The organism is Pseudoalteromonas sp. QJM3NY_22 (genome assembly GCF_056173065.1).
The window spans coordinates 398,468-414,510 of sequence record NZ_CM149655.1 but is presented as its reverse complement, the minus strand read 5'-3'; the positions used below and the strand labels follow the sequence as shown (position 1 = coordinate 414,510).

11 protein-coding genes and 2 pseudogenes are annotated in these 16,043 nt (G+C 40.5%); 7 read left to right on the top strand and 6 right to left on the bottom strand.

Translation table 11 applies throughout. From position 1 onward, the window contains the following. Positions 1 to 94 precede the first annotated feature (94 nt). Positions 95 to 1,126 (bottom strand): MJ1255/VC2487 family glycosyltransferase, encoded by a 1,032-nt coding sequence (locus AC0VZ4_RS01965; RefSeq protein WP_007377251.1) that lies wholly within the window; start codon positions 1,124 to 1,126, stop codon positions 95 to 97. Next, the gene (locus tag AC0VZ4_RS01960; protein ID WP_475440751.1) at positions 1,123 to 1,662 is read right to left on the bottom strand and encodes a phosphatase PAP2 family protein; all 540 of its coding nucleotides are present in this window, start codon (positions 1,660 to 1,662) and stop codon (positions 1,123 to 1,125) included. The genes AC0VZ4_RS01965 and AC0VZ4_RS01960 overlap by 4 nt, the downstream gene beginning before the upstream one ends. Positions 1,663 to 1,867: 205 nt before the next feature. Here AC0VZ4_RS01960 and rraA point away from each other — a divergent pair, with 205 nt between their 5' ends. Beyond that, on the top strand, positions 1,868 to 2,365 hold the full coding sequence (rraA, locus tag AC0VZ4_RS01955) for a ribonuclease E activity regulator RraA (protein ID WP_007377253.1): 498 nt from the start codon (positions 1,868 to 1,870) through the stop codon (positions 2,363 to 2,365). Between the two features lies 1 nt (position 2,366). Then, positions 2,367 to 3,416, top strand: a complete 1,050-nt coding sequence (locus AC0VZ4_RS01950) for a formimidoylglutamase (RefSeq protein ID WP_475440750.1) — start codon at positions 2,367 to 2,369, stop codon at positions 3,414 to 3,416. Between the two features lie 41 nt (positions 3,417 to 3,457). On the opposite strand, the pseudogene AC0VZ4_RS01945 reads toward AC0VZ4_RS01950, so the two are convergent. Beyond that, positions 3,458 to 4,546 (bottom strand): annotated as a pseudogene (locus tag AC0VZ4_RS01945) (EAL domain-containing protein); the annotation flags it as partial. A 96-nt stretch (positions 4,547 to 4,642) separates the two neighbouring features. Here AC0VZ4_RS01945 and AC0VZ4_RS01940 point away from each other — a divergent pair. After that, positions 4,643 to 5,902 carry an IS256 family transposase gene (locus AC0VZ4_RS01940; RefSeq protein WP_475440749.1) on the top strand — a complete coding sequence of 420 codons (1,260 nt, stop codon included), beginning with the start codon at positions 4,643 to 4,645 and terminating at the stop codon, positions 5,900 to 5,902. Between the two features lie 10 nt (positions 5,903 to 5,912). On the opposite strand, the pseudogene AC0VZ4_RS01935 reads toward AC0VZ4_RS01940, so the two are convergent. Further along, positions 5,913 to 6,515 (bottom strand): annotated as a pseudogene (locus AC0VZ4_RS01935) (diguanylate cyclase domain-containing protein); the annotation flags it as partial. 118 nt (positions 6,516 to 6,633) lie between these two features. Further along, the gene (gene hutI / locus AC0VZ4_RS01930) at positions 6,634 to 7,881 is read right to left on the bottom strand and encodes an imidazolonepropionase (RefSeq protein ID WP_149613925.1); all 1,248 of its coding nucleotides are present in this window, start codon (positions 7,879 to 7,881) and stop codon (positions 6,634 to 6,636) included. Positions 7,882 to 8,000: 119 nt separating this feature from the next. Here hutI and hutC point away from each other — a divergent pair, with 119 nt between their 5' ends. From hutC to hutH, 3 genes are all read left to right on the top strand, one after another. Further along, positions 8,001 to 8,708 (top strand): histidine utilization repressor, encoded by a 708-nt coding sequence (gene hutC / locus AC0VZ4_RS01925; RefSeq protein ID WP_475440748.1) that lies wholly within the window; start codon positions 8,001 to 8,003, stop codon positions 8,706 to 8,708. A 66-nt stretch (positions 8,709 to 8,774) separates the two neighbouring features. After that, positions 8,775 to 10,448, top strand: coding sequence for a urocanate hydratase (gene hutU, locus AC0VZ4_RS01920; RefSeq protein ID WP_475440747.1), 1,674 nt, complete (start codon positions 8,775 to 8,777; stop codon positions 10,446 to 10,448). A gap of 2 nt (positions 10,449 to 10,450) precedes the next feature. Next, the gene (gene hutH / locus AC0VZ4_RS01915) at positions 10,451 to 11,986 is read left to right on the top strand and encodes a histidine ammonia-lyase (protein ID WP_475440746.1); all 1,536 of its coding nucleotides are present in this window, start codon (positions 10,451 to 10,453) and stop codon (positions 11,984 to 11,986) included. Here the strand turns inward: hutH and AC0VZ4_RS01910 are convergent. After that, on the bottom strand, positions 11,983 to 12,753 hold the full coding sequence (locus tag AC0VZ4_RS01910) for a Rossmann-fold NAD(P)-binding domain-containing protein (RefSeq protein ID WP_475440745.1): 771 nt from the start codon (positions 12,751 to 12,753) through the stop codon (positions 11,983 to 11,985). The two genes, hutH and AC0VZ4_RS01910, sit on opposite strands and share 4 nt — an antisense overlap. 567 nt (positions 12,754 to 13,320) lie before the next feature. Between AC0VZ4_RS01910 and secA the strand changes: the two genes are divergently transcribed. After that, positions 13,321 to 16,029 (top strand): preprotein translocase subunit SecA, encoded by a 2,709-nt coding sequence (secA, locus tag AC0VZ4_RS01905; RefSeq protein WP_475440744.1) that lies wholly within the window; start codon positions 13,321 to 13,323, stop codon positions 16,027 to 16,029. Positions 16,030 to 16,043: the final 14 nt, after the last annotated feature.

The following is a 16,043-nucleotide window of genomic DNA, read 5'->3' as shown; positions in this document are numbered from 1 at the left end:
TTAGCGAATTCAATTATACCTTATCCTTATGCTGTTTGTTTTTTATACCGCAAAGATCAACACGCCCTAGTATTGTTAATTTTAGTTTCCATCATTATAAATTCACACTTCCCCATAAACCTTTATGTAATGAGTGTGTATTATTCCATTGTTTTTTAAGCAGCCAAAAAATTAAAGGTGCGGGATCACTGGGGTAATTAATCTGTTTATTTTGTGGCGCAGTATTCCAATCATCAAGCGCTTGGGGATTTAAATAACTCATTACATGTGCCATACCCATTGCAAGTAGCGTTTGTGCGTTAGCGCCTTGCTCAAACTGTCCGTCTAAAGGTTTTAATAATAATTTTTTTCCTAATTTTAATGCTTCACTAGCAAGTTCAAATCCTGCATTTCCTATTACGCCACTTGTATTTGCTAAATCATTTAAAAAGCCAGTGCGTGAAGGCGAGCGCAAATGTATATGTCCAATGGATTGATTACAGGCGTGCGGGTGATAACAATAAAACTCTTTTTCGGGGAAGTCTTTTAAATAATCTATAATGCTATCTAAATTTTCGAAAGGTAAATACACCAATACTTTATTCATAACCGCCACTGGATTGCCATGTTGATGATTAGCGATAAAAGGGGGAATAATATTATGCGCGAAAGGCTGCCAATGAACACCTAAATACGTATTGGCTGGTGCGTAGTATTTAATAAGTGACTTACGTAAAATCCCGCGACTAAACATAGGCACACTACTGGACAAAAATGCGGCCTGATGGCTAATTCCAACAACCGGAATTCCAGCCCTTTTTGCAGCCCATGCAGAAACTGGCTCAAAGTCATTGAGTACAAAATCATACTGTTTTACATCGAGCGACTTTATATCTGCAAGCAATTTACAAGGGCGCGCGTTGCTAACTGTTCGATAGCTTTTTACTTGACCATTTTCTGTATCAAAAGATAACCCCCGAAAACTTTTATACTGCCCAAACTCTTGCATATCAAAGTAATCTTTTTTAGCACGTCCTGAAAAAATATAATCAACATCAATTCCTAATTCCTTAAAACCACTTGCCATGACCCGAGCGCGAGTAATATGACCATTCCCAGTACCTTGAATACCATATAATATTTTCATTCAGGCACCACTAATGCTAAAGAAAATATCGCACATGAACTACCGACCACAGCACCTAGAATAATGTCTGCGGGAAAATGAACCCCGAGTACAACTCGAGAAATTGCCACTCCCGAAGCCCAGCCAAATAGTAGCCAAGTATATTCAGGAAAAAAATGGCTTAAGATCATCGCGACTAAAAATGCAGCTGCACTGTGTCCTGAAGGTAAACTAAATTTATCACTAGGTACTATGTAAGCGTTTGTAACTAAACAATCGCACGGCCGAACCCGAGCAAAACGATTTTTAGCTAAAAAGTAGATAGGTCTTTCTATCGTAAATCCGAGTAGCAAAGTTACTGGTAATAACTGATATGGTTCATTGTTACTTAACCACCATACTGCCCCACATATGAGTAGATAAAGGCCGCCATCACCACTTTTTGATAGTCCAAATGCAATTACTTTCAGCCATGTAGGCGATTTACAATTAAACAGTGTTAAAAATAATTGCTCATCTATTTGAGCTATTTTTTTAAGCATATTATTACCATCCATCACTTACTCCTAGCTGCATAATATATGAACACTGTTTTAGCTTAGGTGTTGTAAATAACAATTGCGTGACGCTTTTAAGACACTATTGTTGCTTTTATTGATTCCCTTCTTATTTTGCCTAAATTTACTGCGATTAAGTCGTTGTTATTGCTTATGAGGAGGGTATACTGAGGTATAAATTAATGTACCTTTTGAGGATAAAATAATGGATTACAGCACTTCTGATTTATGCGACCACTTTGCTGATGTGGTTGACGTGCTAGAACCAATGTTCATCAACTTTGGTGGTCGCCACAGTTTTGGTGGTCGCATTAAAACGGTTAAATGTTTTGAAAACAATGAACTGATCCGCGAATTACTTTCTCAAGATGGTACTGGCTTAGTGCTTCTTATTGATGGCGGTGGTTCAACTCGTCGTGCGCTTATCGACATCGAAATAGCCGAACTTGCACTCGAAAACAACTGGAATGGCATTGTTGTATACGGCGCAGTACGTCATGTCGATGAGCTTGAAGAACTTGATTTAGGTATTCAAGCAATTGCCTCAATACCGGTTGCTGCCGACAGCGAAGGTGCTGGCGAAGACGCAATAGGCGTTAACTTTGCTGGTGTATCATTTTTTGATGACGACTTTATTTATGCTGACAGTACTGGCATTGTTTTATCTGCTGAAGAACTAGAATTGGAAATCGTAGAAGCATAACGTGACTAATCATTTAAAGGTATATGATGAAAGCGCGGTTAAAGCGATTTGCTCTATCCGCGCAAACGAAAAAAAAGCTTGGCAAGCAATGGCCTTGCTCGATACTCAAGTTAATGTGCAACAAGCACTTATTGATGCCGCACAGTTTGGTATTCGCTATGTATTACTCGGTATTTGCGAAGATATTGGCCCCAAAGCAAACCTAGGAAATGGCGGTGCAGACGAAGCGTGGCCGGCTTTTTTAAAGCGTTTTTTAAACCAACCTCATAATCAATTTATTGCTACACAAAAAGTACTTTTATTAGGTGAAGTCAATGTTGATGATCTAATGGCAAAAAGTAAGCAGCTTGATAATCAACAGCCTAAACAGTTAAATCAATTACGAAACTTATGCCAGCAACTCGATGAACGAGTAGAAAATGTATTATCCCTTGTATTTAAAGCAGGTCTTGAGCCAATTATTATTGGCGGGGGGCATAATAACTGTTTAGGTATTATTCGTGCTTTAAGTAAATATAAAAATACACCGGTTAATGCCATAAATTTTGATCCTCATGCCGACTTTAGAAACTGTGAAGGCCGTCACAGTGGCAACGGTTTCCGGTATGCGTACAACGAACAACTCTTAAATAATTATCACGTGATTGGTTTGCACGAACTGAAAAACAATCAAGCTATTCTTGAAGCTATGGCTAACGCTAGTTTTAAATTTAATAGCTACCAATCGATAAAAGTGAGACGGGATATTACACTCACTCAAGCCGTTAATAATGCACTAAATAGCTTTGATAACTTACCACTTGGAGTTGAAGTAGATTTAGACAGCATTTCTTACATGCCAGTAAGTGCCTATACGTGCAGTGGATTTAACGTGGACGACAGTGAGCACTTTGTGCATTTAGCCGCTAAAAACCGCCAGTCTCAGTATTTACATTTATGTGAAGCTGCACCAAATCAGCATCCAAATGACGTTGCGAATGGCATGCAACACTGTGGGCAAGTAATTAGCGCGCTAGTGAATACCTATTTACAAGCTAAAGAAGGTCTTTAGTAAACGCCTTACTTTTATTGAAATAAAATTAATACTGCTATTTACCGTGAAGTAGGAGGTATATATTCCCCTTGTGTTAACTGCCACTGCTTTAGCCAGCTCATTAAACCAATACTACTCAATGGATGACCAAAGTAATAACCTTGTGCAGCATAAGCATTTAAACTTTTAACAAATCTCAGTTGCTCAAACGTTTCTACGCCTTCAAAAATAACTTTAGTCTTTTGCTGGTTATGCATTTCAACCATGCCACTGATTAAACTGCGTATATTATTTTGATTGCTAAAATCAGCAGTTAACGACGGTGCAACTTTAATATACTCAACAGCTAAATTGGGTAATTTAGACAGTAGTACTGGATTATCACCGAGCCCATCAACACAGACTTTTAATCCAATGTTATTGAGCCTAGCAATCATCGCCCTGCCTTTATTATCTAAATTGGTAAAAATGTGTAACGGGCATTCAACAATTAAATCTCCAGCCTCTAGTTGATGTTCACTTGTGATGCGGTCAACAAACTCAACAAACTCTTCATTAAGCATTTCAGGACCAAATACATTAATACTAAGCGGTATTGCTATCCCTTCTATACGCAATGCCATTGCGAGTTCTGCCGCACGCTCTATCACAAAAGTAGCTAATGGATAAGCCAATCCTGCAATTCTAATATCATCAATAAATCTATTTGCAGATAAAATACCTTGCTTTGGATGCTGCCAACGTAACAACAGTTCTAAAAATTCTATTTTTCCATCATCATTACGAATAACGGGTTGAAAATAGAGCTCTAGTTCACTTGAAAAGTCGATATTAGCTAACTCTTTTAAGCGTGCTTGTTGCTCAAGTTGCTCTACCATCATTTGCTGATGATACGGGACAATCTTTCGTTGAGGGTGACTATCAAGCGCTAAATATGCGTAGGAGATTAAATCATCAAAATTATTTTCTTGTGCCCCGCAATCCACATAACTTGCTCGTGCGTTAACCTCTACGGTACAGTTTGCAACGTTGAAAGGTTTTAATGTTGCACCAAGAATGTGCTCTATAACGTGCTCATGAAGATGATTTTGAGTCGCCAAACTACAAATAAAGGCAAAGTTAAGTCCACCTAAATGCGCCAGTTTTTGAGCTATAGTCGTTTCTGGTGTATGAGAAAAAGTCATTGCGATGTAATCTGTTAATTGATCTTGACCAGATCAACAATTAACCAGAGAGACATCGCAATGACTGAAAATGATAATGTTATTTCCATTGAAAAACCAGACAATCCGTTAGAGCAGTTGCTTAAAAGCGGGGCGCAGCAGTTGTTAGCTCAAGCGATTGAGGCTGAGTTGGCTGTTTTATTGGCTCAATACCAGCATGAGACCGTCGAGGGACTTCAGCGGATCGTCAAAAATGGTCACCAGCCTGAGCGTACGATCCAAACAGGCCTTGGTGATATTGAGGTCAAAATACCTAAAGTCAGGGATCGAAAAAAGGAAGGCATTAAATTCAATAGTGCCTTGATCCCGCCTTATCTGAAACGGACAAAAAATATCGAAGAGCTGATCCCATGGCTCTATTTACGAGGAATTTCGACGGGTGATATGCAGCCCGCTTTAGTGTCTCTTTTAGGCGAGCAAGCCAAAGGTTTGTCGGCCAATAGTGTCTCTCGGTTGAAATCCACCTGGGAAACGGAGTATCAGCAGTGGTCTAAACGTTCCTTGGCTAAACGTCGATATGTGTATATCTGGGCCGATGGGATTTACAGTAAAATTCGAATGGATGATAAGCTGTGCTTACTGGTAATTATGGGGGTAGATGAAACGGGCAGAAAGGAGCTATTGGCGGTGCTTGACGGGGTTCGTGAGTCTGAGCAGAGCTGGACTGAAGTGTTAAATCAGTTGCGCTCACAGGGTCTAACAATACCACCAAAATTGGCCATAGGGGATGGTGCGCTGGGGTTTTGGAATGCCCTCACCAAAGTATGGCCAACAACCCAACATCAACGTTGCTGGGTGCATAAAATCGCGAATGTGCTAAACAAAGTGCCGAAATCAATGCAACCTAAAATCAAAGCGAATTTACAAGATATCTGGATGGCAGAGAGTCGAGCTTCTGCTTATAAAGCGTATGATTTATTTGTTAAAAATTACTCAGTCAAATACCCAAAAGCGACGGATTGCTTGATGAAGGATAAAGATGAAATGCTGGCATTTTATGATTATCCTGCTGAGCATTGGATGCACATAAGAACGAGTAATCCGATAGAGTCAACGTTTGCGACGGTAAGGCTGAGAACGCATAAAGTGAAGAGTTGTGGCAGCCGGACAACCACCTTAATGATGGTTTTTAAACTCGCGCAGTCGGCAGAGAAAAAATGGTACCGCTTGCGAGGGTTTAAGCTACTGGCTGAAGTAATTACAGGGGTAAAATTTAAAGACGGCGAAAGAATAACTCAAGATCAAACAGAGCATCAAGATGAGCTCATACACCAGATTTGACAATAACTCCCAGTTTTTCTTGTGACCCTAAATCAACAATCTCATCGTTTTCTAATAGTTTTTTTATTCTATTTGCTGATTGAGTCAGTAATAAGTCACCGAAATCTCGCCCTATTTGCTGGTTAACTTGTTCAAAGCCCTCTAGGCGAATAATGACTAGTGCTGCCTTTATGGGTGTATCATCACACCAGGCATAATAGCCTTCTCGTAACTTTTTTCTGTCTGCAAAGCTAGAAAGTGGTGAATTTTCAATAAATATTTCTTGCGCTTTATCTTCGACAATCACTTCCTCAGCCAATTCATCTTCACTGATAAAACCGGCAACAGCTAAGAATAAAATAGCGATAACAATCCAAAATAAAGGGATTGCTAATAATAAATGTGCAGAAAAAAGTACAACAAATAACAAACTAGCAAACGAGCTGATGATGATCATAGTCCAATTACTACGCTCAAACGCCTGCCACAAATGAAAACAAAGCCCAAAGGCAAGTAAAATAGCTAACCAAGCAGTACCCAGACTTAAAATTGCTAAACCAACAACAGCAATACATAGGTAGCTAAACTTCATACCGCTATTTTTTATAGTAAATAAGGACGCGATCATCGCCATTAACAAGGCACCACTAAAAAATATCGGGAAGTTACTGTCGGTTAAAAAACTCAAATTAGCACCACTTGTACTCACTAAAAATTCAATAAAAGCATGTTTATTATGGACGAAATTAATACTAACTAAGTTTACCCAAAATCCATAAGTTTAACAGCCTATTTACGCCAAATTGGTAACTTAATTGTGACGGATGATTTATTTGCCAATGCGCAATGTCAGCTCTTGCGCCAACCTTTAAAACACCACGCTCATCTAACCCTAGAGCCTTAGCTGCATTTCGAGTAACACCAGCTAATGCTTGCTCAGGTGTTAATCTAAATAATGTGCACGCCATGTTCATCATCAAGTGCACTGAACATAGGGGAGATGTACCTGGGTTAAAATCACTAGCAATAGCTATCGGTACTTTATATTGATTAAGTAATTCAATAGGTGGGAATTTAGTTTCTCTTAAAAAATAAAAAGCGCCTGGCAATAACACCGCTACCGTCCCAACGTCTGCCATAGCTTTTACACCCTCTTCGTCAAGATGCTCTATATGATCCGCCGAAAGGCCATTGAACTGCGCCACCAGCTCAGCACCATGTTGATTAGATAACTGTTCAGCATGGCATTTTACTGGGAGGTTATGCTTTTTAGCTGCCTGGAAAACACGCTTGGTTTGCGAATAACTAAAGCCTACATTTTCACAAAATACATCGACTGCATCAGCAAGATTATTAGCCACTACCTGATCAAGCATGTCAGTACATACCAAATCAATATATTCATCAGCACGGCCTTTGTATTCAGGCGGTAGAGCATGCGCCCCTAAAAAAGTAGTTTTAATATCAATAGGGTGATGTTCACCTAATAAACGAGCGACTTCTAATATTTTTATCTCGTTTTCAGTATCTAGTCCATAGCCTGATTTTATTTCAACGGTTGTTACACCTTCTTTTAACAACGTATTTAAGCGATCTTTTGCATCAACAAATAGCTGTTCACGATCGGCTGCTCTTGTGGCTTTAACCGTACTTGCTATGCCACCGCCTTGTGCTGCGATTTGCTCATAACTTACACCCTGCAAGCGCTGTTCAAACTCTTGCGATCTTGAACCTGCAAATACTAAGTGCGTATGACAGTCTATTAGGCCTGGCGTTAACCATTGTCCTTTTACACTCAATGTCGGCGTTGCAAACACATCAAAACTAGGCAATATTGATTGCTCTCCAATCCACGCAATTTTACCATTTTTAATGGCTATAGCAGCATTTTCAATTGCGCCATAAGGGGCATTTATATTGCTATCCATAGTGGCAATATTGGCATCAGTTAAAAGTAAGTCGATTTCTTCTAACTCATAATTTTGTGTTGTGCTTTGCATATTGCAGCCCTTTTTACACCGTGAATAATGAAAATATAGTCTAACAATCCATCTTGTATATACAAGATAATTGTGTCATCTTATTTATATAGTTTATTTTTAATGTAACCATAAATTTAATGACGACACCTAAATTTGCGCAAATAAAACAATTCATTGTCGATAAAATTCGCAGCGGTACGTGGCAAGAAAACCAACGTGTTCCCTCTGAAAACGAACTAAGTAGTCAATTTAGTGTAAGCAGGATGACAGCCCGCAGAGCACTAAGCGAATTAACCGAGGCTGGTATTTTAACCCGCAGCCAAGGGTTAGGTACATTTGTAGCTACATTTAAATCGCAGTCATCGTTACTTGAAATAAAAAATATTGCTGATGAAGTAAAAGAGCGTAACGGCAACTACACCTGTAGCGTACTCATACTCGAATCAATAAATGCAGTCGCACCTATTGCTATTGCACTTGGTGTTGAGGTTGACAGTGTTGTATATCGAAGTGTACTTGTGCATAACGAAAACGGCAGCCCTTTGCAGCTAGAAGAGCGTTTTGTAAACCCTGCCCTTGCGACTGGCTACTTACAACAAGACTTTAGCACAATTACACCTCATGAATATTTATCTAGTGTTGCCCCACTTACCCAAGCAAGGCATACAGTAGAGGCCATTATGCCAAACAGCGAAATGTGCCAATGGTTAAACTTATATAATGAAGAGCCATGCTTACAAGTGATCCGACGCACCTGGTCTGTTAAAGGCATTGTAAGCTTTGCGCGCCTTGTATCACCAGGCAGTAAATATCGCTTAGGTGGCCACTTAACATTTAAAAAATAACAAACAATAGCGCTTACTGCGCTTTTTTTATAACAAATCACCTTGTATATACAACAGGAGCAAAACATGAACAACCGACTCGACACAAGTCGCGTAATACGTGCACCTCATGGAGATAAAATAAGTGCTAAAAGCTGGCAAACAGAAGCTGCTAAGCGCATGCTAATGAATAACTTAGACCCTGAAGTTGCAGAGCATCCTCATGCACTTGTTGTATATGGTGGTATTGGCCGAGCAGCTCGTGATTGGCCAAGTTATGACAAAATTATAGAAACCCTCGATAGGCTCGAAAGCGACGAAACCCTGCTTGTACAATCAGGAAAACCCGTTGGTGTATTTAAAACCCACAGTAATGCTCCTCGCGTGCTTATTGCTAACTCAAATCTTGTTCCACACTGGGCAAATTGGGAGCACTTTAACGAGCTCGATAAAAAAGGCTTGATGATGTACGGGCAAATGACGGCGGGTTCTTGGATCTATATTGGCTCGCAAGGCATAGTACAAGGAACTTACGAAACCTTTGTAGCTATGGCAAAGCAACATTTTGCAGGTAGCGCTAGTGGTAAATGGGTATTAACAGGTGGTCTTGGTGGTATGGGCGGTGCGCAACCACTTGCAGCTACAATGGCTGGGTTTAGTGCACTGGTTGTTGAATGTGATGAAAGCCGTATCGATTTTCGTATAAAAACAGGCTACGTTGATGTAAAAGCAACAAGTCTTGAACACGCACTGCAATTAGTAACCAATGCATGTGTAAAAGGTAAAGCCCTCTCAGTGGGTTTACTAGGTAACGCTGCCGATGTATTTAGTACACTGGTTAAAACAGGCATTACCCCTGATGTAGTCACAGATCAAACATCTGCTCACGATCCATTAAATGGTTACTTACCACAAGGCTGGACAATGGAGTACGCAGCAAAAATGCGTGAGCAAGATCCAAAAGCCGTAGTAAAAGCCGCTAAACAATCAATGGCAGTCCAAGTTAAAGCTATGCTGGCACTACAAAAAGCCGGTGCCGCCACTACTGATTACGGTAATAATATTCGTCAAATGGCGTTTGATGAGGGTGTTACCAACGCGTTTGATTTTCCTGGATTTGTGCCTGCATATATTCGCCCTTTATTTTGTGAAGGTATTGGACCATTTAGATGGGTAGCATTATCAGGCGACCCTGAAGATATATATAAAACCGACGCTAAAGTAAAAGAGCTTATTCCTGATGATGCACATTTGCATAACTGGCTTGATATGGCGCGGGAACGCATACAATTTCAAGGTTTACCTGCACGTATTTGCTGGGTTGGACTTAAAGATAGAGCGCGCCTTGCACTGGCCTTTAATGAAATGGTTAAAAATGGCGAACTTAAAGCCCCTATAGTTATTGGTCGCGATCACCTCGACTCTGGCTCAGTTGCCAGCCCTAACCGCGAAACAGAGAGCATGAAAGATGGCTCAGATGCAGTATCAGATTGGCCATTACTCAACGCACTGCTTAATACCGCAAGTGGCGCTACTTGGGTGTCGCTTCATCATGGTGGCGGTGTAGGCATGGGATTTAGTCAGCACTCTGGTGTAGTTATTGTTGCCGATGGTACTGATGAAGCTAAAGAGCGTATTGCTCGCGTACTGTGGAACGACCCTGCTACGGGTGTAATACGCCATGCTGATGCCGGATACGACATAGCAAAAAACTGCGCTAAAGAACAAAATTTAGACCTACCTATGTTAAACGAGGAATGATCATGTTCGAACTTACTCTCACACCCGGATCACTTGATTTAAACACACTAAGAAAAATTAATAATTCACCGGTAAAGTTAAGCCTTGCAAAGCATGCCGAGTCGCAAATAGCAGCAAGCGCGCAAACCGTTCAAAACGTTATTAATGAACACCGCACTGTATACGGAATTAACACCGGCTTTGGATTATTAGCCAATACCAAAATTGCCGACGACGAACTTGAATTATTACAGCGTTCCATTGTACTTTCACACGCTGCGGGTATTGGCGAATACATGGATGACAGCACTGTAAGGTTAATGATCACCTTAAAAGTAAACTCGCTTTCACGTGGCTATTCGGGCATTCGCCTGCAAGTAATCCAATTTTTTATGCAGCTGCTTAGTAGCGAAGTATATCCATGCGTGCCTAAAAAAGGTTCCGTGGGGGCATCGGGAGATTTAGCCCCTCTTGCGCATATGTGTCTACCTTTATTAGCCGAAGGTCAAATGCGACATAAAGGAGAAATAATTAGCGCAGCACAAGGGTTAAAAATAGCGGGACTTGAACCCCTAACACTTGCAGCCAAAGAAGGCTTAGCATTATTAAATGGCACACAAGCGTCAACTGCGTTTGCACTACAAGGCCTATTTAGAAGCGAGAACTTATATGCACAAAGCTGCGTTATCGGATCAATAAGCATAGAAGCTGCAATGGGCAGTCGCGCGCCATTTGATGCACGTATTCATGGAATTCGCGGCCAACGTGGTCAAATAGACACCGCTCAAGTATTTAGAGAGCTACTCGATACGCACTCTCAAATTAGTGATTCCCATGTCAATTGTGAAAAAGTACAAGATCCATACTGCCTTCGCTGCCAACCTCAAGTGCTAGGTGCTTGCCTAACTCAAATACGCCAAGCCGCAGAAGTATTGTTATGCGAGTCAAACGGTGTAACCGATAATCCGCTAGTTTTTGCCGATGTAGGCGACATAATATCGGGAGGTAACTTTCATGCAGAGCCAGTTGCAATGGCCGCCGATAACTTAGCTATCGCAATTGCCGAAATTGGTGCATTAGCAGAAAGGCGAATTGCATTACTTATCGATTCAAACCTATCCAAATTACCGCCATTTTTAGTTGAAAACGGCGGGGTAAATTCAGGTTTTATGATTGCTCAAGTTACCGCTGCAGCGCTTGCGTCAGAAAACAAATCATTAGCACATCCGGCTTCGGTCGATAGCTTGCCTACATCTGCAAATCAAGAAGATCATGTTTCTATGGCAACCTTTGCAGCAAGGCGCTTAGATGAAATGGCCAATAATACCCAAGGTGTTTTGGCAATAGAATGGTTAGCATCGGTTCAAGGGCTAGAATTTAGAAAGCCGCTTGAACCATCAAATAAAGTGCAAAGCGCTAAAGCGTTATTACGCGAGCATGTGAGTTATTATGATAAAGACCGCTACTTTGCTCCCGATATCGAAGCTGCTAATACATTACTAAGTGAAGGTAAGCTATGCGACTTCATAGAGAGCAGTCCCCTGCCTTCAGCATATTAAATACCATATTGGTAAGTAAAGCCTAGCGCTTCAATAGCTGAGCCAATAACTTTGCGCTCAGCTTTATCATCACTGGTAAAGCGTGGTAACTCGCCACCATGTTCTGCACACTTCACTGCGTAGTATTCAGCTTTTGTTGGGTGCGCAGGATTAACAACATTATAAATATTTTGCCCTACTTGCCAGTGCTCTATCACCGCAAAAACAGCATTAATTACATCTTGTTGATGCACCATATTTACTACTTGCTCACTTGATGTATTAAGCTCTTTGCCTGCCACAAAACGACCCGGTTCTCTATTAGGCCCTAGTAATCCAGCTAAACGCAGCACTTTCCCGTCTTGCTCAAGTACTTGCTCTTCTGCCTCATAGAGCTTTATTTGGCGCTCGTTTGTGCATGAAATATCGCAACTTTCGCTATATACACCAGGCTCTTGATCGTATACGCCGGTTGACGAGCATAATAAAAAGCCCTTTGCGTTTAACTCCTTTGAGAGCTTAAGCGCTGCGGTGAGGGTTTCAGGATAATTACTTTCACTGTCTCTGCTACGTGGTGGAATAGCACATACCCAATAAGCATTTTGTAAATCAACTTGATGTCTTAATTGCCCATATTCAAGTGTAAACTGACGCTCAAAATCAAACTCGTGTATATCTGTTCTATGCGTTCCTTGTACTTGCCAATCAGCTTTTTGCGCACTTACGCATAAAGCATGTCCTAACCAACCTGCACCTAATACTACCAATTTATTGCTTTTATTTTTCATTTTCACCTAAACCTTTATTTTATAAGGAAAACAAGTGTAAAACCCTACCTTTAATTCAAATTAAAACTAGATATGATTATAACCACTCTACTAAATCAAAAGCGTATGTGCACTGATGTAAAAAGTTATTTTACAAAAACCAATCAATCATTTTTGAAGTATTGTTGTTGGTTAATCAAATAGATTAGGTGCAAAAATAGCGCGTTTAGAATTCATATCCATGCGTTAAATTTAAGCATGAATGCCCCCCTTGTTTTTAATTTATTTAGCACCATATCTTTACAGTTCGCTACTATTTTTACTGTAATTGGGTAATACAAAGTTATTTTTACGAACCAGATCAAATTTTTCGATTTTATATACAGATCTTTTTATTGAGATAGTTTGTTGTTTAGCAGAGTCTGGTATAGTAGCGCACGTAATAAACAGTGCTTTTTGAGCGGTTTAATACAAAATTGCTAATTAATATGTTCTAAGTGTTACTTAAAAGCATATATTAATTACCAATTATTAAAAATGGGTTAGCCGATAATCGGCTGACAAAGAATACATTGTAACGGTTTTATCATGATATCTAATTTATTTACCAAGCTTTTTGGTAGTCGCAATGACCGCACTATTAAAAACTTTAGAAAGACGGTCGCGCTAATTAATGCGCTAGAAACGCAACTTGAAGCGCTTTCTGATGAAGATTTAAAAGCTAAAACAGCCGAGTTTAGAGAACGTTACGATAACGGGCAAAGTCTAGACGATATTTTACCTGAAGCCTTTGGCGTGGTGCGTGAAGCGTCAAAACGCGTTAATGGCATGCGCCATTTTGACGTACAGCTATTAGGCGGCATGGTTTTACATGAAGGCCGCATCGCAGAAATGCGTACTGGTGAAGGTAAAACACTTACAGCGACTTTACCTGCTTATTTAAATGGTTTAACCGGTAAAGGCGTTCACGTAATTACCGTGAATGACTATCTTGCTAAGCGTGATGCCGAAACAAACCGTGCGTTGTTTGAATTTTTAGGCCTTACTGTAGGCTGTAACGTACCTGGTATGATGCCACAGCAGAAAAAGTTAGCGTACACCGCTGATATTACTTACGGTACAAATAACGAATTTGGTTTTGACTATCTTCGTGACAACATGGCTTTTAGCATTGATGAACGCGTACAGCGTCCATTATTCTATGCTGTAGTCGATGAAGTGGATTCAATCTTAATTGATGAAGCACGTACCCCCCTTATTATTTCAGGCCCAGCTGAGGATAGCTCTGAGCTATACACTGAAATAAACACCATCGTGCCTTTACTTGAGCTTCAAGAGAAAGAAGACGAAGAAGGCATTGAAGGTGACGGCGATTACACGATTGATGAAAAGTCTAAACAAGTTCATTTAACAGAACGTGGTCAAATTAAAGTAGAAGAGCTACTTACTGAGCGCGGCTTAATTGAAGAAGGCGATTCGCTTTATTCAGCAGCAAGCATTACGCTACTAAGCCATGTTTATGCCGCCCTTCGTGCTCATAAGCTATACCAAAAAGATGTTGATTACGTTGTAAAAGAAAACGAAGTAATCATTATCGATGAGCATACGGGTCGTTCAATGGAAGGTCAACGTTGGTCAGAAGGTTTACACCAAGCTGTTGAAGCTAAAGAAGGTGTGAAAATTCAAAATGAAAACCAAACGCTTGCCTCTATTACGTTCCAAAACTACTTCCGTTTATACGAAACATTAGCAGGTATGACAGGTACTGCCGATACTGAAGCATTTGAATTTCAGTCAATCTACGGCCTTGATACCGTTGTTATGCCAACGAATAAGCCGATGGTTCGTGACGATCGCGCCGATTTAGTTTACCTAACGCAAGAAGAAAAGTACGAAGCTATTTTAATTGATATTAAAGATTGCCAAGAGCGCGGACAACCTGTGCTAGTTGGTACTATTTCAATTGAAAGCTCTGAGTATCTATCGCAGTTTTTACGCAAAGAAAAAATTAAGCACAACGTACTTAATGCTAAATTTCATGCGCAAGAAGCAGATATCGTTTCAGACGCTGGCCTACCAGGTACAGTAACAATTGCAACAAACATGGCCGGTCGTGGTACCGATATCGTGTTAGGTGGTAACTGGAACAGTGAAGTTGAAAAACTTGAAAACCCGACTGATGAACAAATAGCTGAAATTAAAGCCGCTTGGAAAATTCGCCATGATGCAGTAATTGATGCCGGCGGTTTACATATCATTGGTACTGAACGTCACGAATCTCGTCGTATCGATAATCAGTTACGTGGTCGTTCTGGTCGTCAAGGTGATGCTGGTTCAAGCCGTTTTTACTTATCGATGGACGATGCGCTAATGCGTATATTTGCCGGTGAGCGCATGACGAACATGATGCGTAAACTCGGTATGCAACGCGGTGAAGCAATTGAACATCCATGGGTTAACCGTGCAATTGAAAATGCACAGCGTAAAGTAGAAGCACGTAACTTTGATGTACGTAAGCAACTACTTGAGTATGATGATGTAGCAAACGATCAACGTCGTGTTGTTTACTCTCAGCGTAACGAACTACTTGAAGAAGGTGATATTTCAGAAACTATTACTGCAATTCGTGGTGACGTACTTAGCAATACAATTGATCAGTACATTGCACCGCAAAGCCTTGCTGAAATGTGGGATATTCCTGGCCTTGAAGAGCGTTTAAAACAAGACTTCTTAATTGAGTTACCTATTACTCAGTGGTTAGCAGATGACAATAAACTATACGAAGAAAAACTTCGTGAGCGTATTGAGCAGGCGGTTGAGCAGTCATACAAGCAAAAAGAAGAGCAAGTTGGCGATTCTGTTTTACGTCAATTCGAAAAAGCGATTATGCTACAAAGTCTTGATCAGCACTGGAAAGATCACCTGGCTGCTATGGATCATTTACGCCAAGGTATTCATTTACGTGGTTACGCGCAAAAGAATCCTAAGCAAGAGTACAAGCGTGAATCGTTTGAGCTGTTCTCCGAAATGCTTGAAAACTTGAAAGTAGATGTTGTAAGCATTCTAAGTAAAGTACAAGTACGCGCAGAAGAAGATGTTGAGAAAGTAGAAGAGCAACACCGTAAAAGTGAAAATGCTCCTCGCGAATACCAACATGAAGAAGCTGAGCACGTAGGTGGCGAAGCGCCAGAAACAGCGACAGTAATGGCTCGTACAGAACCAAAAGTAGGTCGTAATGACCCTTGTCCTTGTAAATCAGGTCAAAAATTCAAACAGTGTTGCGGTAAATTAAAATAACCCAATATTGTCAG

Bases quoted from the DNA above. Each gene is read 5' to 3' on its own strand.
- AC0VZ4_RS01960 (WP_475440751.1), bottom strand. From the start codon at position 1,662: ATGGATGGTAATAATATGCTTAAAAAAATAGCTCAAATAGATGAGCAA.
- rraA (WP_007377253.1), top strand. From the start codon at position 1,868: ATGGATTACAGCACTTCTGATTTATGCGACCACTTTGCTGATGTGGTT.
- secA (WP_475440744.1), top strand. From the start codon at position 13,321: ATGATATCTAATTTATTTACCAAGCTTTTTGGTAGTCGCAATGACCGC.
- hutC (WP_475440748.1), top strand. From the start codon at position 8,001: ATGACGACACCTAAATTTGCGCAAATAAAACAATTCATTGTCGATAAA.
- hutI (WP_149613925.1), bottom strand. From the start codon at position 7,881: ATGCAAAGCACAACACAAAATTATGAGTTAGAAGAAATCGACTTACTT.
- AC0VZ4_RS01965 (WP_007377251.1), bottom strand. From the start codon at position 1,126: ATGAAAATATTATATGGTATTCAAGGTACTGGGAATGGTCATATTACT.
- AC0VZ4_RS01910 (WP_475440745.1), bottom strand. From the start codon at position 12,753: ATGAAAAATAAAAGCAATAAATTGGTAGTATTAGGTGCAGGTTGGTTA.
- hutH (WP_475440746.1), top strand. From the start codon at position 10,451: ATGTTCGAACTTACTCTCACACCCGGATCACTTGATTTAAACACACTA.
- hutU (WP_475440747.1), top strand. From the start codon at position 8,775: ATGAACAACCGACTCGACACAAGTCGCGTAATACGTGCACCTCATGGA.
- AC0VZ4_RS01940 (WP_475440749.1), top strand. From the start codon at position 4,643: ATGACTGAAAATGATAATGTTATTTCCATTGAAAAACCAGACAATCCG.